At 64.6% G+C, this 25,000-nt stretch carries 20 protein-coding genes, 1 rRNA gene and 1 riboswitch; of the genes, 11 read left to right on the top strand and 10 right to left on the bottom strand.

What is annotated here, in order from left to right:
• Window positions 1-22: 22 nt before the first annotated feature.
• Window positions 23-1,511, bottom strand: a 16S ribosomal RNA gene (locus XI09_RS13640).
• Window positions 1,512-2,510: 999 nt separating this feature from the next.
• On the opposite strand from XI09_RS13640, the gene XI09_RS13635 reads away from it, so the two are divergent.
• The 3 genes from XI09_RS13635 to XI09_RS13625 all read left to right on the top strand — a co-directional run bounded on the left by XI09_RS13635 (window position 2,511) and on the right by XI09_RS13625 (window position 6,719).
• A complete protein-coding gene (locus tag XI09_RS13635; RefSeq protein WP_271567296.1) occupies window positions 2,511-4,574 on the top strand; it encodes a M23 family metallopeptidase in 2,064 nt (687 codons plus the stop codon).
• Between the two features lie 155 nt (window positions 4,575-4,729).
• On the top strand, window positions 4,730-6,361 hold the full coding sequence (locus XI09_RS13630; protein WP_271567295.1) for a hypothetical protein: 1,632 nt from the start codon (window positions 4,730-4,732) through the stop codon (window positions 6,359-6,361).
• Between the two features lie 91 nt (window positions 6,362-6,452).
• Window positions 6,453-6,719, top strand: a complete 267-nt coding sequence (locus XI09_RS13625; RefSeq protein ID WP_271567294.1) for a hypothetical protein — start codon at window positions 6,453-6,455, stop codon at window positions 6,717-6,719.
• A 341-nt stretch (window positions 6,720-7,060) separates the two neighbouring features.
• On the opposite strand, the gene clpB is transcribed toward XI09_RS13625, so the two are convergent.
• Window positions 7,061-9,709: an ATP-dependent chaperone ClpB gene (gene clpB, locus XI09_RS13620; protein WP_271567293.1), complete on the bottom strand. Its 2,649-nt coding sequence runs from the start codon at window positions 9,707-9,709 to the stop codon at window positions 7,061-7,063.
• 239 nt (window positions 9,710-9,948) lie between these two features.
• Here clpB and XI09_RS13615 point away from each other — a divergent pair, with 239 nt between their 5' ends.
• Window positions 9,949-10,737, top strand: a complete 789-nt coding sequence (locus XI09_RS13615) for an MOSC domain-containing protein (protein WP_271567292.1) — start codon at window positions 9,949-9,951, stop codon at window positions 10,735-10,737.
• Window positions 10,738-10,949: 212 nt separating this feature from the next.
• Here the strand turns inward: XI09_RS13615 and XI09_RS13610 are convergent, their stop codons facing one another.
• Window positions 10,950-11,735 (bottom strand): NlpC/P60 family protein, encoded by a 786-nt coding sequence (locus XI09_RS13610; protein ID WP_271567291.1) that lies wholly within the window; start codon window positions 11,733-11,735, stop codon window positions 10,950-10,952.
• 236 nt (window positions 11,736-11,971) lie between these two features.
• On the opposite strand from XI09_RS13610, the gene XI09_RS13605 reads away from it, so the two are divergent.
• Window positions 11,972-12,835, top strand: a complete 864-nt coding sequence (locus tag XI09_RS13605) for an alpha/beta fold hydrolase (RefSeq protein WP_271567290.1) — start codon at window positions 11,972-11,974, stop codon at window positions 12,833-12,835.
• A gap of 114 nt (window positions 12,836-12,949) precedes the next feature.
• On the opposite strand, the gene metW is transcribed toward XI09_RS13605, so the two are convergent.
• Together metW and metX are read right to left on the bottom strand one after the other, a co-directional pair.
• Window positions 12,950-13,612 carry a methionine biosynthesis protein MetW gene (gene metW, locus XI09_RS13600; protein WP_177234382.1) on the bottom strand — a complete coding sequence of 221 codons (663 nt, stop codon included), beginning with the start codon at window positions 13,610-13,612 and terminating at the stop codon, window positions 12,950-12,952.
• Between the two features lie 14 nt (window positions 13,613-13,626).
• The gene (metX, locus tag XI09_RS13595) at window positions 13,627-14,829 is read right to left on the bottom strand and encodes a homoserine O-acetyltransferase MetX (protein ID WP_271567289.1); all 1,203 of its coding nucleotides are present in this window, start codon (window positions 14,827-14,829) and stop codon (window positions 13,627-13,629) included.
• Between the two features lie 91 nt (window positions 14,830-14,920).
• A riboswitch (SAM riboswitch) is annotated at window positions 14,921-15,000 on the bottom strand.
• A gap of 216 nt (window positions 15,001-15,216) precedes the next feature.
• On the opposite strand from metX, the gene XI09_RS13590 reads away from it, so the two are divergent.
• Genes XI09_RS13590 through XI09_RS13580 form a run of 3 tightly spaced genes read left to right on the top strand, consistent with a single transcriptional unit; the run spans window position 15,217 to window position 18,127 of the window.
• Window positions 15,217-16,065 (top strand): chorismate mutase, encoded by an 849-nt coding sequence (locus tag XI09_RS13590; RefSeq protein ID WP_011084215.1) that lies wholly within the window; start codon window positions 15,217-15,219, stop codon window positions 16,063-16,065.
• 32 nt (window positions 16,066-16,097) lie between these two features.
• Complete coding sequence (hisC, locus tag XI09_RS13585; RefSeq protein WP_271567288.1) at window positions 16,098-17,195, top strand: histidinol-phosphate transaminase; 1,098 nt, start codon at window positions 16,098-16,100, stop codon at window positions 17,193-17,195.
• Entirely contained in the window at window positions 17,192-18,127 is a 936-nt protein-coding gene (locus XI09_RS13580; protein WP_271567287.1) for a prephenate/arogenate dehydrogenase family protein, read from the top strand. Before hisC ends, XI09_RS13580 begins: the two co-directional genes overlap by 4 nt.
• A gap of 118 nt (window positions 18,128-18,245) precedes the next feature.
• Here XI09_RS13580 and XI09_RS13575 read toward each other — a convergent pair whose 3' ends face one another.
• On the bottom strand, window positions 18,246-19,430 hold the full coding sequence (locus XI09_RS13575) for a DUF2125 domain-containing protein (RefSeq protein ID WP_271567286.1): 1,185 nt from the start codon (window positions 19,428-19,430) through the stop codon (window positions 18,246-18,248).
• A 110-nt stretch (window positions 19,431-19,540) separates the two neighbouring features.
• On the opposite strand from XI09_RS13575, the gene XI09_RS13570 reads away from it, so the two are divergent.
• Window positions 19,541-20,152, top strand: coding sequence for a gamma-glutamylcyclotransferase (locus tag XI09_RS13570; RefSeq protein ID WP_271567285.1), 612 nt, complete (start codon window positions 19,541-19,543; stop codon window positions 20,150-20,152).
• Here XI09_RS13570 and XI09_RS13565 read toward each other — a convergent pair.
• The 4 genes from XI09_RS13565 to ftsE all read right to left on the bottom strand — a co-directional run bounded on the left by XI09_RS13565 (window position 20,149) and on the right by ftsE (window position 23,417).
• Complete coding sequence (locus tag XI09_RS13565; protein WP_271567284.1) at window positions 20,149-20,922, bottom strand: lysophospholipid acyltransferase family protein; 774 nt, start codon at window positions 20,920-20,922, stop codon at window positions 20,149-20,151. The two genes, XI09_RS13570 and XI09_RS13565, sit on opposite strands and share 4 nt — an antisense overlap.
• Before the next feature lie 22 nt (window positions 20,923-20,944).
• Window positions 20,945-21,649 (bottom strand): YdcF family protein, encoded by a 705-nt coding sequence (locus XI09_RS13560; protein WP_271567283.1) that lies wholly within the window; start codon window positions 21,647-21,649, stop codon window positions 20,945-20,947.
• Window positions 21,650-21,796: 147 nt separating this feature from the next.
• The gene (locus XI09_RS13555; protein ID WP_271567282.1) at window positions 21,797-22,765 is read right to left on the bottom strand and encodes a cell division protein FtsX; all 969 of its coding nucleotides are present in this window, start codon (window positions 22,763-22,765) and stop codon (window positions 21,797-21,799) included.
• Window positions 22,758-23,417, bottom strand: a complete 660-nt coding sequence (gene ftsE, locus XI09_RS13550; RefSeq protein ID WP_027544305.1) for a cell division ATP-binding protein FtsE — start codon at window positions 23,415-23,417, stop codon at window positions 22,758-22,760. The genes XI09_RS13555 and ftsE overlap by 8 nt, the downstream gene beginning before the upstream one ends.
• Before the next feature lie 179 nt (window positions 23,418-23,596).
• On the opposite strand from ftsE, the gene XI09_RS13545 reads away from it, so the two are divergent.
• Both XI09_RS13545 and XI09_RS13540 read left to right on the top strand, forming a co-directional pair.
• Window positions 23,597-24,475: an MJ0042-type zinc finger domain-containing protein gene (locus tag XI09_RS13545; RefSeq protein WP_271567281.1), complete on the top strand. Its 879-nt coding sequence runs from the start codon at window positions 23,597-23,599 to the stop codon at window positions 24,473-24,475.
• Window positions 24,476-24,522: 47 nt separating this feature from the next.
• Window positions 24,523-24,897 carry a response regulator gene (locus XI09_RS13540; protein ID WP_271567280.1) on the top strand — a complete coding sequence of 125 codons (375 nt, stop codon included), beginning with the start codon at window positions 24,523-24,525 and terminating at the stop codon, window positions 24,895-24,897.
• Window positions 24,898-25,000: the final 103 nt, after the last annotated feature.

Here is a 25,000-nt window from a genome sequence, read left to right as displayed (position 1 = left end):
TAAGCTGAAGGATCATCCTTAGAAAGGAGGTGATCCAGCCGCAGGTTCCCCTACGGCTACCTTGTTACGACTTCACCCCAGTCGCTGACCCTACCGTGGCCGGCTGCCTCCATTGCTGGTTAGCGCACCGTCTTCAGGTAAAGCCAACTCCCATGGTGTGACGGGCGGTGTGTACAAGGCCCGGGAACGTATTCACCGTGGCGTGCTGATCCACGATTACTAGCGATTCCAACTTCATGGGCTCGAGTTGCAGAGCCCAATCCGAACTGAGACGGCTTTTTGAGATTTGCGAAGGGTCGCCCCTTAGCATCCCATTGTCACCGCCATTGTAGCACGTGTGTAGCCCAGCCCGTAAGGGCCATGAGGACTTGACGTCATCCCCACCTTCCTCGCGGCTTATCACCGGCAGTCTCCTTAGAGTGCTCAACTAAATGGTAGCAACTAAGGACGGGGGTTGCGCTCGTTGCGGGACTTAACCCAACATCTCACGACACGAGCTGACGACAGCCATGCAGCACCTGTGTTCCAGGCTCCGAAGAGAAGGTCACATCTCTGCGACCGGTCCTGGACATGTCAAGGGCTGGTAAGGTTCTGCGCGTTGCGTCGAATTAAACCACATGCTCCACCGCTTGTGCGGGCCCCCGTCAATTCCTTTGAGTTTTAATCTTGCGACCGTACTCCCCAGGCGGAATGCTTAAAGCGTTAGCTGCGCCACTAGTGAGTAAACCCACTAACGGCTGGCATTCATCGTTTACGGCGTGGACTACCAGGGTATCTAATCCTGTTTGCTCCCCACGCTTTCGTGCCTCAGCGTCAGTATCGGGCCAGTGAGCCGCCTTCGCCACTGGTGTTCTTGCGAATATCTACGAATTTCACCTCTACACTCGCAGTTCCACTCACCTCTCCCGAACTCAAGATCTTCAGTATCAAAGGCAGTTCTGGAGTTGAGCTCCAGGATTTCACCCCTGACTTAAAGACCCGCCTACGCACCCTTTACGCCCAGTGATTCCGAGCAACGCTAGCCCCCTTCGTATTACCGCGGCTGCTGGCACGAAGTTAGCCGGGGCTTATTCTTGCGGTACCGTCATTATCTTCCCGCACAAAAGAGCTTTACAACCCTAGGGCCTTCATCACTCACGCGGCATGGCTGGATCAGGGTTGCCCCCATTGTCCAATATTCCCCACTGCTGCCTCCCGTAGGAGTTTGGGCCGTGTCTCAGTCCCAATGTGGCTGATCATCCTCTCAGACCAGCTACTGATCGTCGCCTTGGTGAGCCATTACCTCACCAACTAGCTAATCAGACGCGGGCCGATCTTTCGGCGATAAATCTTTCCCCGTAAGGGCTTATCCGGTATTAGCACAAGTTTCCCTGTGTTGTTCCGAACCAAAAGGTACGTTCCCACGCGTTACTCACCCGTCTGCCGCTGACGTATTGCTACGCCCGCTCGACTTGCATGTGTTAAGCCTGCCGCCAGCGTTCGCTCTGAGCCAGGATCAAACTCTCAAGTTGGACTTGAACTTTGAACCGGCTGATCACAACGTTTGACGAGGTCCCACCATTTTTCATCGACCGAAGTCGACGAGCTGCCCGCGATTCACATCGCTGGCAACGATGGTGTAACCTTTAAACGTGTACCGCCGAAGTCTTTCGTCCGGTCTCGATCAGAAAAGCCGAAGCTCTTCAGAAGCGAGACCCGCAAGGACTCCGCCGTCCACGTTTCTCTTTCTTCATCTTCACTTGTCAAACAGCCCGGGACCGGGTGGCCCCAACCTTCCGGAGTGGAAGGGTTCCGACACCCTTACCGACGATGAATGAACTCCAACCGACTGGTGTCGGCTGTTGTGTCACTCAACAAGGTGAGGAGCATCAGTGGCGCGTTCGCTCGCCTTGGTCAGTGACCCGGCGGCGCCGCGCTCAGTGGTTGGGGTTATAGGCCCCACCTTCCGGGCTGTCAACGCCAATCGTCAACAAAACGTCGCACAGTGGATTGTTGAAAAAATTCGAGCGATTCCAGCGCATTAGCGAGGCCGTGAGCCCGTTACCCGAAGCCGCGCGGTAAAAAATCTCAAAAAAAGTTTGCGCCCCGAGGGCCTCCAATGGGGCTCCGGAAGTGGCTTTGGGCGCCCTCCCCGGGCGGCCCCCAGCGCCCGCCCCTTCAGGAAACTTTTTCCATATTAGGCGCCGTACTTGAGCCACATTCCCGCGGCGTTCTGATAAGAGACAAGCTTGAATCGCGGGGATGCCAGTGGGGGCTGCCGGCGGTTTGCGTGGGGTCAGAGGAAGGCGATCATACGATGAAGCGGCCTTCTTCAGACATTCGAGAGACATCGAGAGATCTTTTTCCGCTTAGCTGTTCGTAATTTCGGCCGGCCCGTCATCAGGGCCTTCTGACCGCGGACGCCTGTGCGGCTTGCCGTTTCCTGTGACGCCCCTCCAAGAGGGCGGCCAGGAAGGGGCTCGAAACCGGGCTGGTATGGGCCTCTTGGGTCGTTGATTGGGGGACTTGGGTTGAACCACAGGACGTCACGCGGCGCTTATGGGCGTGAGACCGGGATCATCGATCTCGGCCACGAACCGCCGCTTTCCGTCGATGGTTCCGAAGCTGCCGTCATCGATCGCCGTCGTGTTTCGGTACAGTGGTTCAGCGGGACAATTCTGACCGGACTTTGCGGCGCAGCCCTGATCGGCGGCGCCGTTTTCGCTTCGCTCGACGGCGAGATGACCTTCGCCAAGGTGCCGGAGCGGGTCGAAGGCGCGCTGCGCGGTGCATTTGGCGCAGCTGATCGCGCCGCCACGCTGCACAAGAGCGACCGTCTGCCACCGCCGAGCGAATCCACGGCCTCGCGCAACATCGTGCGCGTCTCCACAGTGGCCCGCGTCGGCAATCGCGACGTGATGCGGGTGCGCCCCTTCGTCCGGATCGCCGGCAATCTGTCGATGACGACGAGCGACCTGTCGGCGAAGATTCCGCCGTTCAACGCCCAGCGCCTGCTCACCGACGTCGGCTCCGATCCGAAGACCGCCGCCGACGATCCCAACAACCCCGAAGCGGTCGAACCCGACGCCGAGGTCTCCTTCGTCACCAAGGACCTGTCGCCGGTGCTGCCGAAGGCCAAGATTTCCGCGGTGGTGGCGCTCGACGACATCCTGATGCGGGTCCGCGATGCCGCCAACTGGCGCGGCAATGGCGGGGTGCGCTACGCCTCGCTCGCCAATGCCACCGCCGACGTTTCCGGCGCAACCGGCGCGTCCGACATCAAGATGGCCTACGCCACCGAGGTGTCGCCGTCCGATCCCTATGCCGGCTTCGAGACGCGCGTGGTGCCGGAAAACGTCACGCTGCTGCCGAAGACCAAGGAGCAGATTACCGGCGGCAATCCCAACGTCGAGCGCGTCCATCTGGTCAAGAAGGGCGACAGCGTCGCCTCCGTCCTGCGCGATCTCGGCGCGACGGCCGACGAGATCAAGGCGATCGCCGCAACGCTCGGCCCGCGCGGCCGCGACGGCGGCCTGAAGGAAGGCGAGAAGCTCCGCATCCTGATGGCGCCCGCAAGCCCCGGCGCCCGGCTCCAGCCCTATCGCGTCGTAGTTGCAAACGACACCATGGTCGAGGCAATCGCGGCGCTGTCCGACCTCGGCAAATACGTCGCGGTCGACGTCTCCAGCATGAACACCGTCGCTGACGCCACGGCCAACGCCAACAGCGACGACGATGACGACGATGACGGCACCGGCGTGCGGCTCTACCAGAGCATCTACGAGACCGCGATGCGCAACAAAGTGCCGATGCCGGTCATCGACGACATGATCAAGATCTACTCCTACGACGTCGATTTCCAGCGCAAGGTGCAGCCCGGCGATTCCTTCGACGTCTTCTACGCCGGCGAAGACGAGGGCGTGACGTCGAACGAAAAGAACGACGTGCTGTTCGCTTCCCTCACGGTCGGCGGCGAGACCAAGAAGTACTACCGCTACCAGAGCCCCGACGACGGCGTCGTCGACTACTACGACGAGACCGGCAAGAGCGCGAAGAAGTTCCTGGTCAGGAAGCCCGTCAACAACGCCATCATGCGCTCCGGCTTCGGCGGCCGCCGCCATCCGATCCTCGGCTATGTGAAGATGCACACCGGCGTCGACTGGGCCACCGCCTACGGCACGCCGATCTTCGCCTCCGGCAACGGCGTGATCGAGAAGGCCGGCACTGAGGGCGGATACGGCAAATACATCCGCATCAAGCACAATAACGGCTACGAGACGGCCTACGGCCACATGTCGGCCTTCGCCAAGGGCATGGAAGCCGGCAAGAAGGTCCGCCAGGGCCAGGTCATCGGCTTCGTCGGCTCGACCGGCGCGTCGACCGGCCCGCACGTGCACTACGAAATCCTCGTGAACGGCCGCTTCGTCGATCCGCTGCGCGTGAAACTGCCGCGCGGCCGCTCGCTGGAAGGCCCGATGCTCGCCAGCTTCGAGAAGGAGCGCGACCGGCTCGACGGCATGATGAGCGGCCGGGGCGGCGCCATCGCCCGTATCTCGGATGCGACCGGCGGACCGTTGCAGGTCACCAACCGGTAAGCCGGCAACCGGCCGACATCGACCGGACATCTTCACCAACACGGTTGAATGGGACGCTTTCGAAGCGGCGCCGCTTTACGGCGTCACAACGTCAAGTTTCGTTTGCCAAAGCCGGATGACGGGCGAATACTTTCCAAAAAATGGGAGGTCACGCCATGAAGAACAGGCTTGCCTGTGCAGCCGTCGTTGCTGCGATTTTCTGCACCACGAGCGCGTCAGCCCAGACATTGCCGGAGACTTGGGAGGTCAAGAAACTCGTCCCCGGTTCGGCGTTCCATGGCGTGCACGGGCTCGGGGTCGATAAGGCCGGCCATCTGTTTGCCGGCAGCGTCGCCGGCGCCATGCTCTACGAAGTGGACATCGCCGGAGGTACCGCCAAGGTTGCAATCCCTGCTCCGGTCGGGATGGCCGACGACATCGCATTCGCACCCGACGGCACCATGGCCTGGACCGGCTTCCTGACCGGCGATCTCTATTCGCGCAAGGGCGACGGCCCGATCAAGAAGCTCGCCTCCGGCCTTCCCGGCATCAATTCGCTGGCCTTCCGCAAGGACGGCAGGCTCTACGCCACGACCGTCTTTCTCGGCGACACGCTCTACGAGATCGACGTCGAGGGCGTCAAACCGCCGCGTCAGATCATGGAGAAGATGGGCGGCCTCAACGGCTTCGAGTTCGGTCCCGACGACAAGCTCTACGGTCCGCTCTGGTTCAAGGGACAGGTCGCCAAGGTCGACGTCGACAAGGCCGAGCTGACCGTCGTCGCCGACGGCTTCAAGGTCCCGGCCGCGGTGAATTTCGATTCCAAGGGCAATCTCTGGGTGGTCGACACCGCGCTCGGCCAGCTCGTTCGGGTCGATCCCAAGTCGGGCGCCAAGACCATGGTCGCACAGCTGAAGCCGTCGCTGGACAACCTCGCGATCGACGACAAGGACCGCATCTACGTCTCCAACATGGCCGACAACGGCATCCAGGAAGTCGATCCGGCGACCGGCAAAGCCAGGCAAATCATCATCGGCAAGCTCGCGCTGCCCGGCGGCCTCGGCATCACCTCGGAGAATGGCAAGGATACGATCCATGTCGCCGACGTGTTCGCCTATCGCACGGTGGACGGTGCGACCGGCGAGATCACCGAGAAGGCGCGCATGCATGCCGCCGGCGTCACACTCGAATATCCGATGAGCGCGACGGCAAAGGGCAACGACGTGATCCTGTCGAGCTGGTTCACCGGCACGGTGCAGGTGATCGACGGCAAGACCGGCGCGACGCGCGACATGCTGCATGGCTTCCAGGCGCCGCATGATGCGATCGTGCTCGATGACGGCAGCATCCTGGTGGCCGAGTTCGGCACCAAGTCGCTGGTCCGCGTCAGCGGCGAACACGGCAAGGATCGCACCACGCTGATCGGTGGCCTCGAGGGCCCGGTCGGCCTCGTCGGCGGATCGCGTGGCGAGGTCTATGTCACCGAAGCCGTTTCGGGCGCCGTCTCCATGATCGCGGACAACGGCGAAAAGACCGTGGTCGCCAAGGAGCTGAAAATGCCCGAGGGCATCGCACGCACCCGCGACGGCAAGCTGATCGTAGCGGAAGTCGGCGCCAGGCGGTTGATCGAGATCGCCCCGGAGAGCGGCAAGATCACCGAGATCGCGGCCGATCTCCCGATCGGCCTGACGGGCGCCCCCGGCGGTCTGCCGACCCACGTCCCGACAGGCGTGGCGATCGGCGCCTCAGGCGTGATCTACTTCTCGTCCGACATCGAGAATGCGATCTACAAGGTGGCGAAGAAGTAGCGACTGCCAGCGGGATCCGGCCGCGAGGGAACCGGTCCGCCGGTTCCCGGTTACACGCTGACGGGAAGCCGACCAGCAGGAGGATCGCCCCATGACGCGCCTCTCACGCGACGATGTCATCAAGGCCGTGGATCGGGCCGACGAGGTCACCATCGCCCAGATCATCGGAACCGGCGCGACCGCCGAGGAACTCGCCGAAGCCCAGGCCTGGCTCGCCAATGACGAGCCGATGATCAACGACCTACGTCCGTTGGCGCAAGGCCGCGTGCGCGAGCTTGTCGACATCCTGTCGGAGCTCGAGCAGGAGGACGACGAGCAAGGCCCAGCCGCCCCAGGCTCGACGTCTACAGTCAGCTAAAGTGAAATGGCTTTGGGCTGAATCAATGACCGCGGGCTCGGTTAACCTCTCCCGCTTGCTTGCGGGAGAGGCATAGGCCGCCTTCGGCGGCCGTCCACTTAGAACGCCGAGGCGCAGCCTCGGCTATGGCGAAGCGCCGGGTGAGGGTTCTCTCCACACAGGGGTTCTCGACAGGGGTCTCGATTGAGGAGACACCCCAGCCCTGCCCTCCTCCGCAAGCGGGAGAAGGAGCGCACCTGAGCGTCTCGACTCCGGCAAACCGGCCGACCTGACCAAAATGAATCGTCCCGAAGAGGACGGACCTCTCCGGGACGATCTTGCCTGGCGGCGAGCGCCAATGATCAGTTCAGCTTCCGCTTCGTCACCGGCGCCTCGAACTGGGTGATCTCCGCGGTTTGCGGTGCCTTGCCGTTGAAGGTCAGCACGTTGCCTTCGGACGAGATCGCGACGTTGTCGCCGTCCCTGACGTCGCCGGCCAGGATCATCTCGGCGAGCGGATCCTGGAGGTAGCGCTGGATCACCCGCTTCAGCGGCCGTGCGCCATAAGCGGGATCCCAACCCTTGGCGGCGAGCCAGTCGCGGGCTGCAGCATCGAGCGTCAGCACGATCTTGCGATCGGTCAGGAGCTTCTGGAGCCGCGCGAACTGGATCTCGACGATCCGGCCCATCTCGCTCCTCTGCAAGCGATGGAACAGGATGATCTCGTCGACACGGTTGAGGAATTCGGGGCGGAAATGTCCCCGCACCATTCCCATCACCTGCTCGCGGACGGCCGAGGTGTCTTCGCCCTCGGGTTGATTCACCAGGAACTCCGAACCGAGGTTCGAGGTCATGATGATCAGCGTGTTGCGGAAATCGACGGTACGGCCCTGGCCATCGGTCAGGCGGCCGTCGTCGAGCACCTGCAACAGGACGTTGAAGACGTCAGGATGCGCCTTCTCGATCTCGTCGAACAGCACGACCTGGTAGGGCCGGCGCCGCACCGCTTCGGTGAGCGCGCCGCCCTCGTCATAGCCGACATAGCCCGGAGGCGCGCCGATCAGCCGCGAGACCGAATGCTTCTCCATGTACTCGGACATGTCGAGGCGGACCATCGCGGTCTCGTCGTTGAACAGGTACTCCGCCAAGGCTTTGGTCAGCTCGGTCTTGCCGACGCCGGTCGGCCCCAGGAACATGAACGAGCCGGTCGGCCGGTTCGGGTCCTGCAAGCCCGCGCGCGAGCGGCGCACGGCGGTTGCGACCGCACGCACGGCCTCGGCCTGGCCGACGACGCGGGTGCCGAGCTGCTCCTCCATCTTCAGGAGCTTCTCCTTCTCGCCTTCCAGCATCTTGTCGACCGGCACGCCGGTCCAGCGCGAGACCACCTGCGCGATGTGGTTGGCGGTGACCGCCTCCTCCATCATCTCGCCGGAGTTCTGCGTTGTATTGTCCTTGGCCTCGATGTCGGCAAGCTTCTTCTCGAGCTCGGGGATCCGGCCATAGGCCAGCTCGCCGGCCTTCTGGAATTCGCCGCGCCGCTGGGCGTTGGCAAGCTCGACGCGCAAGCTGTCGAGCTCAGCCTTCAACTTCTGGGCATCGGAGAGCTTGTTCTTCTCCGCGCTCCAGCGCGCCGTCAGCGCCGCCGACTTCTCCTCGAGCTCGGCAAGGTCCTTCTCCAGCGTCTGGAGCCGGGTCTTGGAGCCGACATCGCTTTCCTTCTTCAGCGCCTCCTGCTCGATCTTGAGCCGGATGATCTCGCGGTCCAGCGAATCCAGCTCTTCCGGCTTGGAGTCGACCTGCATCTTCAGTCGCGCCGCGGCCTCGTCCATGAGGTCGATCGCCTTGTCCGGCAGGAAGCGGTCGGTGATGTAGCGGTTGGACAGCGTCGTGGCGGCCACGAGCGCGGAATCGGTGATCCGCACGCCATGGTGCTGCTCGTACTTGTCCTTCAGCCCGCGCAGGATCGAGATGGTGTCCTCGACCGAGGGCTCGCTGACGAAGATCGGCTGGAAGCGCCGCGCCAGCGCCGCATCCTTCTCGACGTGCTTCTGGTACTCGTCGAGCGTGGTCGCGCCGATGCAGTGCAATTCGCCGCGGGCGAGCGCGGGCTTGAGCAAGTTGGACGCGTCCATCGCGCCGTCGCCCTTGCCGGCGCCGATCAGCGTGTGCATCTCGTCGATGAACAGGATGAAGGTGCCCTCGCTCCCGATCACTTCCTGGAGCACGGCCTTCAGCCGCTCCTCGAACTCGCCGCGGTATTTCGCGCCGGCAATCAGCGCACCGAGATCGAGCGAGAGCAGCTTCTTGTCCTTCAGGCTCTCCGGCACGTCGCCATTGACGATGCGCAGCGCGAGGCCCTCGGCGATGGCGGTCTTGCCGACGCCGGGCTCGCCGATCAGGACGGGATTGTTCTTGGTCCGGCGCGAGAGCACTTGAATCGTGCGGCGGATCTCCTCGTCGCGGCCGATGACCGGGTCGAGCTTGCCGTCGCGCGCCGCCTGGGTCAGGTCGCGGGCATATTTCTTCAGCGCGTCATAGGCGTTCTCGGCGGTCGCCGAGTCGGCCGTGCGGCCCTTGCGCAGCGCCTCGATGGCCGCGTTGAGGTTTTGCGGGGTGACACCGCCCTTGTTGAGGATCACGCCGGCCTCGCTGGTCTTCTCCAGCGTGAGGCCGAGCAGCAGCCGCTCGACGGTGACAAAGCTGTCGCCGGCCTTCTCGCCGGCCTTTTCGGCGGCATCGAAGGTGCGGGCCAGTTCGGGCGCCAGATAGATTTGCCCGCCGCCGCCAGAGACCTTCGGCACCTTGTTCAGGGCGTCCTCGGTCGCCTTCAGAATTGCGCGGGAATTGCCGCCGGCACGGTCGATCAGACCGGCAGCGAGCCCCTCATTGTCGTCCAGCAGGACTTTCAGGACGTGCAGGGTCGAAAATTGCTGGTGCCCCTCGCGCATCGCAAGCGATTGCGCCGACTGGATGAAGCCCCTGGATCGTTCGGTATACTTCTCAATGTTCATCTTTTCTGTCCCTCGGCCTGCCCATGGAGCCCTCTAAGGCACTCCACACGGCATCTTCATTGGGTTTCCGATTACCGCATTGACGTTTCTCAACCGGTAACGGTCGTCATTTACCGACGCTGCCGCCGGCTTGAGGCAGATGTGGGAAGCGGCTTGCGGGAGCGAAAGAGGCCAGTTCACAATTTCGTGCGCTGTTTGGCCGGCTTGGCGCCAGGAGGTCGAATCCCCTAAGTAGCGGCATGACAGCCAGCCAGACCGCCGAAATCACCGATCTCTATCGCTATCCGATCAAGGGCCTGACGCCGGAGCGCCTGTCCCGCGTCGCCTTGCGGCGAGGGGAAACCCTGCCGGCCGACCGCCGCTACGCCATCGAGAACGGCCCGAGCGGGCTCGATCCCGATGCGCCGGCCTGGAAGCCAAAAATCCAGTTTCTGATGCTGGCGCGCAATGAGCGGCTGGCTTCCCTCGACAGCCGTTTCGAGGACGCGACCAACCGCCTGACCATCCGCAAGGACGGCCAAATCGTCGCCAGCGGCGATCTGGAGACCGCCGCCGGGCGCGCCGTTATCGAGCGCTACTTCAGCGAGAACTTTCAGCCCGAGTTGAAGGGCCCGCCCAAGGTTCTGTCGGGCCGCGACCACAGCTTTTCCGACGTCGCCCGCAAGGTCGTGTCCATCATCAATCTCGACAGCGTCCGCGCGATCGAGACCATGCTCGGTGGCGCCGCAGTCCACCCCCTGCGCTTCCGCGCCAATCTCTACGTGAAGGGCTGGCCGGCCTGGTCCGAACTCGACCTCGTCGGCCAGACGCTCGCGATCGGTCAGGCCCGGCTGCAAGTGGTCAAGCGCATCGTCCGTTGCCCGGCCACCAATGTCGATCCGGAGACCGCAAAGCGCGACCTCGAAATCCCGCCGACGCTCTCGCGCCATCTCGGCCACATGGATTGCGGCATCTATGCCGAGGTGATCGCCGGCGGCGAGATCGGCGTGGGGGATGCGGTCGCGGTGGAAGAGCCGAAGCTGGTGTGAGCTTTCTCCCGTCGTCCCGGACAAGCGCGCCCTAAGCGCGCGCCGATCCGGGACCCATAGCCACAGGGAGTGATTTGGCGAAGACTCGTGGTTACCAGCTCGCGCGACGACACAAGGCTGTGGTTATAGGTCCCGGATCTGCGCTGACGCTTGTCCGGGACGACAATCTCATGTGATGCGAGGGTCCGCCCCCACCCTATGACTCTCGCACCTCAGTTCGGCATCACATACGCATAGATGCGGCCGCGCGAGACCGGGGCCTCGCGGACGCGGTTGCCGTTGTTGCCGGAGATCATGATCGGATTGCCCTGCGCGTCGACGCCGGTGATGATTCCGACGTGGCCGCCCCGGCCGCCGCGCGACATCACCGCGATGGCACCGACCTGCGGGCCGGAGACACGCGTGCCGTAACGCGCGAACGAATTCGCCATGTCCGAGCCGGTGCCATGGTGGCCGGTTTTCTCAAGCACCATGTTCATGAAGCGCGCGCACCACAGGCTGCCGCGCCCGGTCGGGTTACCGCCGAGATAGCGGCGCGCCTCGGACACGAGGCCCGATCCGCCGCCGAAACCGCCGCTCATGCCCATGTTGCCGGCGTTGCCAATATCGCCAGCGCTGCTCTTGTTGACAGCGTAGCTGATGTTGGCAGCGCGGCTCACTTTGCCAGCGCGGCGCATGTTTCCGCCGATGCCCATGTCACCGCCGTCCATGTAGCGCATGTCACCCATGCCGCCGCTGTTGGTGTTCGGATCATAGCTGGCCTGCGTATTCATGAATCCGCCGGCCTGCAGCTGCGCCGCGCTGCGCTCGAAGCGCGAGCTGCGGGCCTGATGCCGATAGTGATGATGTCTGCTGGCGTGATGCACGTAAGCGTGCCGCTCTGCGCTATGACGATGAGGCCGCGCCGAGGCCGGAGAAACAAACGCGGCGACCGCCGCAAAGAAAAGCGCCAGCGCGACAACACAACGCGACAGGCGAGACGCAAACAACTCGAACATTAGTCATCCTTCGTTGACACCCCCACTTCCCAGCCGGCCCGTGCGCGGCCGACATCCGCCGGGCCGTAAAGCTTCCGGATGTGGCGAGAACAAGACGCCGCGCGGCGGCGCGAATTAACGCTTCGGGGAATTGTTGCGATGATTTTGTGTCGATGCAGGTCTGTTGCCGCCGCATTGCGGACAACAGCATTAACTGCAATTCTCGAAACCACGGCTTGAAGAGAGGGAAACGGTTAATGCCCCACGCCACGACCAGGGACGACGTCCGCATCTATTTCGAAGAGGCGGGCCAGGGAACGCCGATCATTTTCCTGCACGAGTTCGCGGCCGACTACACCAATTGGGAGCCGCAGATGCGTTACTTCTCGCGCGGCCACCGCTGCATCACCTATTCGGCGCGCGGCTACACGCCGTCGGATGTGCCTGAGGGCGAGGTCTACACCTACACGCATTTCTACACCGACGCGCTCGCGGTGCTCGATCATCTCAAGATCGATCGTGCGCATCTCGTCGGGCTGTCGATGGGCGCTTATTCATCGCTTCAGATCGGACTGAACACGCCGCAGCGTGCGCTGTCGATGACGCTCGCCGGCGTCGGCTCAGGCTCGGAGATCGAGAATCTCGACGCCTGGCGCAAGCAATGCCGCACCAATGCCGAGCAGTTCGAAACGCTCGGCTCCATGGAGGTGGCAAAAATCACGCGCGAGGCGCCGAGCCGGATTCCCTTCCTGGTCAAGGACCCGCGCGGCCACGCCGATTTCTACGCCGCGCTGGCGCGGCACGATGCCAGGGGATCGGCGAGCACGATGCGCGGCTTCCAGGGCGGCCGTCCCTCGATTTACACGATGACGGACGCGATCAGGCGCGTCGCAACGCCGGCGCTGATCATCTGCGGCGACGAGGACGATCCCTGCGTCGGGCCGAGCCTGTTCTTGAAGAAGCATCTGCCGGCCGCGGGCCTTGCGATGTTTCCGAAGTCAGGCCACGTGCTCAATCTCGAGGAGCCGGCGCTGTTCAACGAGACCGTGGAGCGGTTCGTCACGCTGGTGGAAGCGGGAAGATGGCCGGTGCGCGATCCGAGGTCGCTGCCCATGGGTTGACTTGTCATTCCGGGATGCGCCGACAGGCGCAGGCCCGGAATCCATCGCTCGACAAACGCTGTGGTACGATGGATTCCGGGCTCGCGCTTCGCGCGGCCCGGAATGACGGCGGGACTACTTCCCTCCGCCGCGCGTCAGCAGAAACACCCCCTGCTCGCCGAACATGTTCCACACCCACCAGGGCAGGTTCAGCGGCACCGGGCGGCCATAGAGATCGAGCGCCACCGAGCGTTCCATCTTGACGTTGATCTCGTCGCAGAGCTCGACGAAATCCTTGATGGTGCAGAAGTGGATGTTGGCGGTGTCGTACCAGGTCGCCGGCAGGTTCTCGGTGCGCGGCATGTGGCCGCCGATCAGGAGCTGGAGCCGCATCTTCCAGAAGCCGAAGTTCGGGAACGAGACGATGGCGCGGCGACCGATGCGCAGCAGATTCTCCAGCACCACACGCGGCTGCCGCGTCGCCTGGAGCGTCTGCGACAGGATCACGTAGTCGAAGGCATCATCGGGATAGTTCACGAGGTCGGTGTCGGCGTCGCCCTGCACCACCGCGAGGCCCTTGGCGACGCAGCGGTTGACGCCCTCGCGCGACAATTCGATGCCGCGACCATCGATGCCGCGGGTCTCCAGAAGCTGGAGCAGATCGCCGTCGCCGCAGCCGACATCGAGCACCTTCGAGCCCGGCTTGACCATCTCGGCGACGAGCAGATGGTCGGCGCGAAAATGACCTGATCGTTCCGAGTCAAGGCCGCCCAGCGGCAGCACTTCCTGCACTGACATCCTGGCCACCCTTGTTAGCTATTCTTGCCGTTGAGTCCGCGCGCCTTGCCTGCCGATTCCAGGAAGGCGCGGGCGATGTCGAAGAATTCGGGCACGTCGAGCAGGAAGGCGTCATGGCCGCGATCGGTCTCGATCTCGGCAAACGACACCCGCGCGCTCGACGCATTCAGCGCATGCACCAGCGCGCGCGATTCCGAGGTCGGAAACAGCCAGTCGCTGGTGAAGGAGACCACGCAGAAGCGCGTCTTGATGCCGGTGAACGCCTTCGCCAGCACGCCGCCATGGTCGCCGGCGATGTCGAAATAGTCCATCGCGCGCGTCAGATAGAGATAGGAGTTGGCGTCGAAGCGCTCGACGAAGGACGAGCCCTGGTAGCGCAGATAGGACTCGACCTGGAAGTCGGCGTCGAACGAGAAGGTCGGCAGGTCGCGATCCTGCATGCGCCGGCCGAACTTGCGGTGCAGCGCGGCGTCGGAGAGATAGGTGATGTGCGCCGCCATCCGTGCAACCGCGAGGCCACGATGCGGATGGATGCTGCGATCGGCATAGCCGCCATTGTGCCAGTCGGGATCGGCCATCACGGCCTGGCGGCCGAGCTCGTGGAAAGCAATGTTCTGCGCCGAGTGCCGCGTCGAGCAGGCAATCGCCAGCGCGGAATACACGCGCTTGGGGTAGGCCGCCGTCCATTGCAGCACTTGCATGCCGCCCATCGAGCCGCCGACCACCGCGAACAGCGTGTCGATGCCGAGCCGGTCGAGCAGCATCGCCTGCGCGCGAACCATGTCGGGGATGGTGATGACCGGGAAATCCAGGCCCCACACTTTGCCGGTCGCGGGATTGATCGAGGCGGGCCCGGTCGAGCCCATGCAGCCACCGATGACATTGGCGCAGATGATGAAGTATTGGCTCGGGTCGAGCGGGCGGCCCGCACCGACCAACGTTTCCCACCAACCGGGCTTGCCGGTGACAGGGTGTACATTGGCGACATGCTGGTCGCCGGTCAGCGCATGGCAGATCAGGATTGCGTTGGAGCGATCGGCGTTCAGCTCGCCATAGGTCTGGTAGGCGATCTGGAACGGCGAAAGATCGACCCCGCAGTCGAGCGGCAACGGCTGATCAGCGCCGAAGTGTGCGACGAGCGAACTCGGATGATCCACTTCGTGCGACCGTTCATCGGCACTGATCGCGGGAATGGGAATCGACGTGACGCCAACCATCTGACCATCGACCTCGTTTGCGATCGGACTTCAGACCGCTACTTGCATCAGGCCATGAAAAACCCGGCCTGAACGATAGGTTCGGCCGGGATCGGAAGCGTCCCCGGCCTGTTTAGCGAGTTTTTTAACGTGGCTGCAAGCCGGCCGGCTCAAATGACCACGGAACAGGCAAAACTTAGCGGCTTGGACGGTTTCCGTCAAGATACGGTCCGGATTAACCAAATTCGTCCCTGTCGCGTCAGCCGAAAGGGCCCAATTTCCCTTTGCATTTCTCTTTGCTTTCGCCGCTCCGACTGCCTAATCAAGACATCGACCGCAGCGGGTCCGACCTTACCGATCGACTTGGCCGACCCGCATTGGAACGCCTCTCAACAGCACTTGCCAGATATGTCCCAACGTCCGCCCGCGCCACCATCGTTGCAGGAATTGCGCAAGGAGATCGACGCGATCGACGAGGGCATGCATCGCCTCCTGATGCAGCGCGGCGACATCATCGACCGCCTGATCCAGGTGAAGCAGACCCAGGAGGTCGGCTCGGCGTTCCGGCCGGCGCGCGAGGCCGACATGATGCGGCGGATCGTGGAGCGTCATCGCGGCATCCTGCCGCTCGATACGGTCGAGAGCATCTGGCGCGTCATCATCGCGACGTTCACTTACGTGCAGGCACCGTTCGCGGTGCATGCCGACATCTCGGTGAGCGAGCCCGCGATGCGCGATTCCGTGCGATTCCATTTCGGCTTCACCGTGCCTTATGTTGCGCATTTCAGCGCGCAGGCGGCGGTCGAGGCGGTGGCGAAATCCAAGGGCGACCTGGCGCTGGTCTCGGCGACTTCCAGCCGGACCCCGTGGTGGCTGGAGCTGGAAGCCGAAGGCGCACCAAAGATCATCGCGCGGCTGCCTTTCGTCGAACGCGCCGACCATCCGGCCGCGCTGCCCGTGTTCGCGATCTCGCGCGTCGCCGACAGTGCCCTGGTGACGGAGGTGGAGACCTTCAGCGTGCGCGTCTCGGGGTGGAATGCCGAGATCGCGCGGGCGCTGTCGCCGCTCGCCGACATCGTGGCGGTGCCCGATACCGCCTTCGACGGCGCAGCGCTGCTGGTCTCGGTTACGAGCGCGAGCAGCATCGACAAGATCAAGGCTGCCCTGATCGAGGCGGGGGCCTCGGTGCGCTCCACGGCCCTCGTCGGCAGCCACGCAACGCGCTATACGGTGCCCCCGACCGGGTCGAAATCGTAAGTCACGAGCCGCCTGCCATTCCGGAGTTGAAGATGTCCCGCCCCGTGCCGAACCCCGGCATTCTCGATATTGCGCCTTACACGCCCGGCAAGAGCCCGGTGCCGGAGCCGGGCCGCAAGGTGTTCAAGCTCTCGGCCAACGAGACGCCGTTCGGTCCCTCGCCCAAGGCGATCGAGGCCTTCAAGAAGGTGGCTGATCATCTGGAAGACTATCCGGAAGGCACCTCCCGCGTGCTGCGCGAGGCGATTGGCCGCGCCTTCGGTCTCGACCCCAACCGCATCATCTGCGGCGCCGGCTCGGACGAGATCCTCAACCTGCTCGCCCACACCTATCTCAGCCATGGCGACGAGGCGATTTCGACCACGCACGGCTTCCTGGTCTACCCGATCGCGACCATGGCGGTCGGCGCCAGGAACGTGATCGCAGCCGAGAAGAACTTCACCGCTGACGTCGACGCCATCCTGAAGGCGGTGACGCCGCGCACGAAACTGGTCTGGCTCGCCAACCCGAACAACCCGACCGGCACCTATCTGCCGTTCGACGAGGTCAAGCGCCTGCGCGCCGGGCTGCCCTCGCACGTGCTGCTGGTGCTGGATGCCGCCTATTCCGACTACGTTTCTCGTAACGACTACGAAATGGGGATCGAGCTCGTCGCCACCACCGAGAACACCGTGGTGACGCACACCTTCTCCAAGATCCACGGTCTCGCCGCGTTGCGCATCGGCTGGATGTTCGGCCCCGAGCACGTCATCGACGCGGTCAACCGCATCCGCGGTCCGTTCAACGTGTCGACGCCGGCGATGTACGCCGCGGTCGCCGCGATCGAGGACACCGCGCATCAGGCGATGTCGAAGCAGTTCACCGAGACCTGGCGCAACTGGCTCACCGAGGAGATCGGCAAGCTCGGGCTGAAGGTGACGCCGAGCGTCGCCAATTTCGTGCTGATCCACTTCCCGACCGAGAAGGGCAGGACCTCGGACGAGGCCGACGCCTTCCTCACCAAGCGGGGTCTCGTGCTGCGGGCGCTGAAGAACTACGGCCTGCCGCATTCACTGCGCATGACCATCGGCACCGAGGAGGCCAACCGCCTCGTCGTCGACGGTTTGCGCGACTTCATGGCCGGCAAATGAGCGTACAGCCGCACTTCCAGCGCGTCGCCCTGATCGGCTTCGGCCTGATCGGCGGCTCGATCGCGCGCGCTGCGAAGCTCCAGGGCCTGGCCGGCGAGATCGTTACCACCGCGCGCTCTGAGAAGACGCGCGCTCGCGTGATCGAGCTCGGCATCGTCGACCAGGTCGTGGCGACCAATGTGGAGGCCGTGAAGGATGCCGATCTCGTCATCCTCTGCATTCCCGTCGGCGCCTGCGGACCGGTGGCGCAGGAGATCGCCGCGCATCTGAAGCCCGGCGCGATCGTCTCCGACGTCGGCTCCGTGAAGGGCGCGATCGTCAGGGACATGGCGCCACATCTGCCGAAGACCATTCATTTCGTGCCGGCGCACCCCGTGGCGGGCACCGAGCACTCGGGCCCGGATTCCGGCTTTGCCGAGCTCTTCATCAACCGCTGGTGTATCCTCACCCCGCCGGAAGGCGTCGACGCGTCGGCCACCGATCGCTTGCGCGCCTTCTGGGCGGCGATGGGTGCCAAGGTCGAGGTGATGACGCCGGATCACCATGATCTCGTGCTCGCGATCACCAGCCATCTGCCGCATCTGATCGCCTACACCATCGTCGGCACCGCCGACGAGCTGCAACAGGTGACGGAATCGGAAGTCATCAAGTTCTCTGCCGGCGGCTTCCGCGATTTCACCCGCATCGCGGCGTCTGACCCGACGATGTGGCGCGACGTCTTCCTCGCCAACAAGGAGGCCGTGCTGGAGATGCTCGGCACCTTCACCGAGGATCTGGCAAAACTCACCCGCGCGATCCGGCGCGGCGACGGCGAGGCGCTGTTCGACCACTTCACCCGTACCCGCGCCATCCGTCGCGGCATCGTCGAGATCGGCCAGGATTCGGCGGCGCCCGACTTCGGCCGGCCGCATGCGGCGCTGAAGAAGCCGTAGCTCCTGTCATTCCGGGGCGCCCGAAGGGCGAGCCCGGAATCCATTGGGCCATGGCGCACGCGGTGAAATGGATTCCGGGTTCGATGCTACGCATCGCCCCGGAATGACGAGAGAGGTTTTAATACAGCGGCGGGATCTGGCCGACCTTGACCGGGCCGAGCAGCACGGCGCCGTCCACGAATTTCAGCGGGAAGCTGCGGGCCTTCTTGCCTTCGAGCGTGCTCTCGGTGCCGATCGAATTGATGCCGGCGGCAACGCCGGCATTGGCGTTCTGCTTGATGACCTTGCCGAGGCCGGGGACGGCGCGATCGAGCGCGCCGAACAGATTGTTGAGATCCTGCGACTTCACGCCGGGCGCGACGCGGTCGAGCGTTGCCTGCGGCACGCCCTCTTCCAGCATCTTCTCGATGCCGAGCGCCGGGATCACCCGTTCGAGGCCTGTCACCGTCATCTGCAATTCGCCGTCGAGTCGGCCATTGGCCGACAGTCCGAGCGTGCCGGCTGCGACCGCGATCATCTCGCCCTGCTGGATCCGCGACTGCACGATCTCGATATGGCCGCCGGCGGCCTGAATCTCGCGGAAGCGCTCCGGCCAGGGTTTTGGCGTGAGGTCGGAGAGGCCGGTGACCTTGGCGCGCGTGTCCGCCTCGAACGGCTCGGCAAGCAAGGGATGCACGCCCTGGATGCTGCCCTGCGCGACATGGAGCACGGTCTCGATCACGGGATGATCGGACGGCGATCCGTCCGCGAGGCGCCCGTGCAGCTCGACCTGCTTGGCGCGCGCGAGCGGCACCTGCACGCTGCCGTCGAGTCGGTTGATGACGGGATCGTCGAACACGATGGAGGCGCGGTCCGGCACCGCCGGCAGGCCGACCACGCTGCTGCGGCCCTTGCTCCAGTTCACCACGAAGGTGTTTTGCGTAACGCCGTCGGTGAGGGTTGCCGGCGCGGAGAATTCGGCGATGACGCGCTTGGGATCGTAGACCTGGGCGACGACCAGGATGTTGTCGAGCTTGGCCGTGAACGGCGTCTTGCTCGCGTTCTGCGAGACCAGGGCGACGCTGGCGCCGGAACACTGCACCTCGAAGCGGAACGGGAAGCCCGCGATCGAGCGCTTGGCGCAATCATAGATGCGGCCGGACTTGGCCTCCTGCGCGCGCCAGGCGTCCGCGGCGATCTCGGCCTGCGAAGCGGCATAGAACCAGAAGCAGCTCCACGCGACGGCGAGGATCAGGAGGAGAATGGGTGCGATGAAAAGGCCCCAACGGGGGCGGCGGCCTGCGGCAACGGTCAGATTGGACATGCGGCGACCCTTTGACCTCAGATGATGGCAAATGTAAGCGAGGTTCGGCTGCGACGAAAGGCGGAGAATTCACTTCGCTTGGAGGCGCGGTTCTGGTAGCCGTGCCCGCCATGTCGGAAATCACCCTCCCCTCCGTCACCACAGCCAAGGGCGACCTCTGGGTGTTCGGCTATGGCTCGCTGATGTGGCGGCCGGGCTTCGAATTTATGGAACGCGTCCCGGCGCGGCTGGTCGGCGAGCATCGTGCGCTCTGCGTCTATTCCTTCGTGCATCGCGGCACGCCGGAGAAGCCGGGCCTGGTGCTCGGGCTCGATCGCGGCGGCGCCTGTCGCGGTATCGCCTTCCGCGTCGCCGAAAAGGACCGCGCCGACGTCCTCGCCTATTTGCGCGCGCGCGAGCAGGTGACGTCGGTCTATCGCGAGGTGATGCGTTCGGTGTGGCTGGAGAACGATGCGCGGCAGCGCGTCTCCGCACTCGCTTATGTCGTCGACCGCGGCCATGTGCAATATGCCGGCCGGCTGTCGCTCGCCGATCAACATCGCCACGTGCTCCAGGGTCACGGCCAGTCCGGGGCCAATCGCGACTACGTGACCGCGACGGTGAAGGCGATCGAGGCCGAAGGCTTTCGCGACACGCAACTGCATCAACTCGCGACGATGCTGCATGGGGAAGCGCATTCCCTGCACGCGCCGGCTCCGAGCGAAGAGCGCGAAAGCCGCTAGCTGCCGGTCGGCGCGTAGCTCGGCGCCGAACCGATCAACTGCTCCTGCTCCTTGCGGCCCGCCTCGACGAGGCGGTCGGTCGCCTCTTCGATCGCCGTTTGCACGCGGGAGAGATACTCGTCCTTCCGCAGGCCCGCCGGCAGCGGATCGAGAAACTCCACCACCAGCGTGCCGGGATAGCGCATGAAGGTGCGGCGCGGCCAGAACAGGCCGGAATTGAGCGCGATCGGCAGACACGGCACGCCGCAGGACGAATAGATCTGCGCAAAGCCGGTCTTGTAGTCGGGGGGCGCGCCCGGCGCGCGGCGCGTGCCCTCCGGAAAGATCACGAGCTGGCGGCCGCTGCGCACCGCCTCGCGCGCCCGCCGCGTCATGTCCAGCAGCGCCTTCACGCCGGCCTTGCGATCGATCGCGATCATCCCGGTCTTGACCAGGAACTGACCGAACACCGGAATCTGCATGAGCTGACGCTTGAGGATGAAGATCGGGCGGTCGAAGAACCCCGGCAACACGAAGGTTTCCCAGAACGACTGATGCTTTGCCACGATCACCAGCGGCCCCTGCGGGATCTTGTCCTGCCCGCGGAATTCGACCTTGATGTTGCAGATCACCCGCATCAGGACCAGCGTCGCCTTCGCCCACCATCCCGCGACCGTCAGCATGGCACGCGGCGGCATAGCAAAGGTCGGCAGCGCCACGATCGCAAGACACACCAGCACGGCGTAGAACAGCACGTTGAACACGAGCGAGCGCAGGAAAATCAAGAACATCGACGATCCGATCAATTGCCGATCAATTGGCCTGTGCAGTGGCGGGCCGCTTCGGCTGCATCCCGGGAGGCTGCTCCGATACTTCGGGCGAAAGGTCAATCCCGAAATCCTCCAGCCGCACCCTGACTTCGGCCGCGATATATTTGACATATTCCGACAGTAGCAGCCGCAAGGTGGACGCTGAGGCCCACCAGGGCTCCTCGCGCCATTTGTCGCCGACCACGGCGAACGGGATCAGAATCGTCTCCGGCATCGCGTGCGAGAATTCCACCAGCGCGCGCGGCATGTGATAATTCGAGGTCACCACGATCAGCGATTTGAATCGGCGCGCCTGCGCCCAGCGGCGCGCCTCCGCCGCATTGCCGCGGGTCGAGAGCGCGGTGCGGTCGAGGTCGACGCAGCAGGTCATGAAGGACTGGTTCTCCGGCAGAGTCCGGGAGATGTCGCTCGCGGTCGAGGTCGGATGCACGCCGGAAATCAGGAGCCGCCTGCCGTAACCGGCAGCCAGCAGCTCCATCGCATCCGACACCCGCGAGGAGCCGCCGGTCAAGACCACGATGCCGTCTGCCTTGCGGTCCGGCACAATCTCGGCGCCGCGCAACTGCGACAGGAACGCGATGAATCCGGCCGCCGCGCCGACGAAGGCGAACGCGATCGTCGACACCACGGCTGCGCGCAGCCAGCCGCGCGGCAATTTCGGCGATCGATCGTCGGTCGGCGAGGTCATGCGATGTCGGTAATCCCTTCCCCGGATGATTTTAAAACGTTTTGAGGCGAAGTGGAGTCCGGTTTATCAGGCTCTGCGAACGCAACGGACCGCGCGTTCCGCGCAGATTCCGGCCTCTCCCCGCAAGCGGGGAGAGGCGAAGAAACCTCAATCCACATCATTCAGCGTCGCGAACAGCGTCTGGCGCGAGGCGACGGCGGTGATGGCGCCGATCAGGACCGCCTGCACCGCGAGCACGACATAGCCGGAGGGCCGCAGCGAGAAGGTGCCGAGCAGGGCGGCGAACTGGTCGCCGACGGGCGTCCCCGAAAACCAGCCGGCGATCGACTCGGAGAAGCCGAACACCAGCATGGCGGCGCCGCCGCCGATCACGCCGCCCTCCAGGCCCAGCCTGAGGAAATGGCGCAGGAAGCGGTTGGCGATGTAGCGGTCGCCGGCGCCGACGAAATGCAGGACCTCGACGATCGGACGGTTCGCCGCCATGGCGCCGCGGGTCGCGAACGACACCGAGATGATGGTCGCGATGATCACGAGCGCGAGGATGCCGAGACCGGCGAGCACGGTGGCGTTGGTCATCGAGCGCATGCGCTCGATCCAGGCGCGGTGATCGTCGACGCTGGCGCTTGGCGCCACTTGCGTCACGCGGGCGCGCAAGGCGGTCAGATCGAGCGCCGTGCCGGGCTGCACGCGCGCGATGATCATGCGCGGCACCGGCAGATCGTCCATCGACAGGCCGGTGCCGAGCCAGGGCTCGAGCAGCTTGCCGCTCTCTTCCTTGGTGAACGGCTTGACCTCGACGATGCCGGGTTGGGCGCGCATCGCCTCGGTCACCGCGGCGGTGTCGCGCTCGAGGTCGCGCCCGGACTGCGGGCGAATCTGGATGGTGATCTCGCTCGCGACATCCGACTGCCATTCGGCGGCGGAGGCGCTGACCAGCAGCACCGTGCCCGTGGTCATCGAAGCGAGGAAGGTCATGATGGCGACGACGGCAACCAGCGCGCGCCCGTGGATCGAGGCGCGCGGCACGATCGGCGACATGTTGCGCGCCTTGGCCGGAAGCTGCGGACGCTCCTGTCCGAGGTCGACCAGCACGCCGCGCTCGTCGGTCCTACTCATAGACGTGCAGCCGTCCCTGATGCAGCACCAGCCGCCGCGCCTCGTACTGGTCCATCAGGCCGATGTCGTGGGTCGCGATGATGACGGCGGTGCCGGATTTGTTGAGCTCGATGAAAAGGCGCAGCAGGCGACGGCCGAGCGTCGGATCGACGCTGCCGGTCGGCTCGTCCGCGAGCAGAAGCTGCGGCCGCGAGATCACGGCGCGTGCGATCGCCGCACGCTGCTTCTCGCCGCCGGACAGGATCGGCGGCAGCGCGTCCATGCGTTCGCCGAGTCCGACCCAGCGCAAGAGGTCGATGACCTCCTTGCGATAGCTCGACTCGCTGCGGCCCATGACGCGGAACGGCAGCGCGACGTTCTCGTAGGTCGTCATGTGGTCGAGCAGGCGGAAATCCTGGAGCACGATGCCGATGCGCTTGCGCAGGTCGGCGATCTCGTCCTTGCCGAGCTGCGAGATGTCGTGGCCGAACAGGTTGACGAGGCCGCGCGTCGGCCGGTGCGACAGGAACAGCAGGCGCAAGAGCGAGGTCTTGCCGGCGCCGGACGGGCCGGTGAGAAACTGGAAGGAGTGCGCCGGGATCTGGAAATTGAGGTCGCGCAGGATCTCCGGCCCCAGACCGTAACGCAATCCGACATTTTCGAACCGAACCAAGCTCAGCTCCGTTCGAGAGGGGGCGATAGAAGCGGCGCGACGCTCCGCCACACGCGATCAACGGTTTTTGCGACCGTTATGGTTTCCGGTTCGTTAACGGTCGCCCTGTAGCATCCAGGACGCCCGGGTCTCCGCGCCCCTGGCATCGTCAAGACTCGTTCATGCATCAAGGCTCGTCCATGCATATCGTCTGCCCCCATTGTACGACATCCTACGCCATCAAGCTTGCAAGCCTGGGGGCGAACGGGCGGACAGTCCGCTGCTCCCGGTGCAAGCAGACCTGGGTCGCCTATGCCGAGGATGCCATCGAGGAGGCGTCCGTCCCGGCCATGGCCGCAGCCAGCCAGGCCGACGACCAGTCCGACCTCGCCGAGCAGTGGAACTCCTACGCCAAGGACGACGGCGCCACCGACACGCCTGTCGTCGACAGCCCCTCGATCGCCAGCGACTGGCCGGACGAGGACGCCAAGGAGACCGAGGACGAATGGTCGGCCGCCGCCCGGGAGGCCGAGGAAGAGGTCGCCGGCGCGCAGCACCAGTCCTGGTTCCGCGGACTGTTCAGCCGGCGCGGGGCACGGGTGAGGCGTCAGGTCCCCACCGCGGCGCCGCGAAAGTCCCATTTCGGCCTGCCGACCGCCTGCGCCGCCATGGGCGCGCTGGTGCTGGCCCTGATCGTCTGGCGCGGCGACATGGTGCGGCTGCTGCCGCAGACCGCGGCCTTCTACAGGATGGTCGGCCTCGACGTTAACCTGCGCGGGCTGGCCTTCAAGGACGTCAAGCTCTCCAGCGAGACTGTTGACGGTAAGCAGGTGCTGGTGATCGAGGGCGTCATCGTCGGCGAGGGCAAGAAGCCGCTCGACATCCCGCGGCTGCGCTTTGCGGTGCGCGACGCGCAAGGCGCGGAAATCTATGCCTGGAACGCGGTGCTGGAGCAGACCGTGCTGCGGCCCGGCGAGCGCGCCTTCTTCCGCTCGCGCCTGGCCTCGCCGCCGCCGGAGGGCCGCAATATCGACGTTCGCTTCTTCAACCGGCGCGACATTGCCGGCGGCAGCGTGTAATCGGGCTCGCAAGGTCCGCACGGGAGGTTGGTCCCAAGGTTGGTCCCATGCCAAAAATCTTGATCGCCGACGACGAGGATTCGATGCGCCAGCTGGTGGCGCGCGCCATCGCCATGGACGGGCACCAGACCGTGACCGCGCAGGACGGCGCCGAGGCGCTGGAGATCCTGACCCGCGAGAACGGCGCATTCGATTTGCTGCTCACCGACATCCAGATGCCTGTCATGGACGGCATCGCGCTGGCGCTCTCCGCCGCGCGCGATTTCCCCGACCTGACCATCCTGCTGATGACCGGATTTGCCGACCAGCGCGAGCGCGCCTCGAACCTCAACGCGCTGGTGCATGATGTCGTGACCAAACCGTTCTCGGTCGCCGACATCCGCACCGCAGTGGCGGACGCGCTGGCGGCGAAGAAGGGGTAGCGGCGGTCACTCCAGCGCTTGTAGATGGGGTAACGGGCCCCTCGGCCTTCCGGCCAAGCCGCGCTAGCTACGGCGCTATTTGGTAGCGCGCGTCGCGCGGCTT

Origin of the sequence: Bradyrhizobium sp. CCBAU 11386 (assembly GCF_028128955.1) — a bacterium.
GTDB lineage: Bacteria > Pseudomonadota > Alphaproteobacteria > Rhizobiales > Xanthobacteraceae > Bradyrhizobium.
This window is presented reverse-complemented; position numbering and strand designations above follow the sequence as displayed.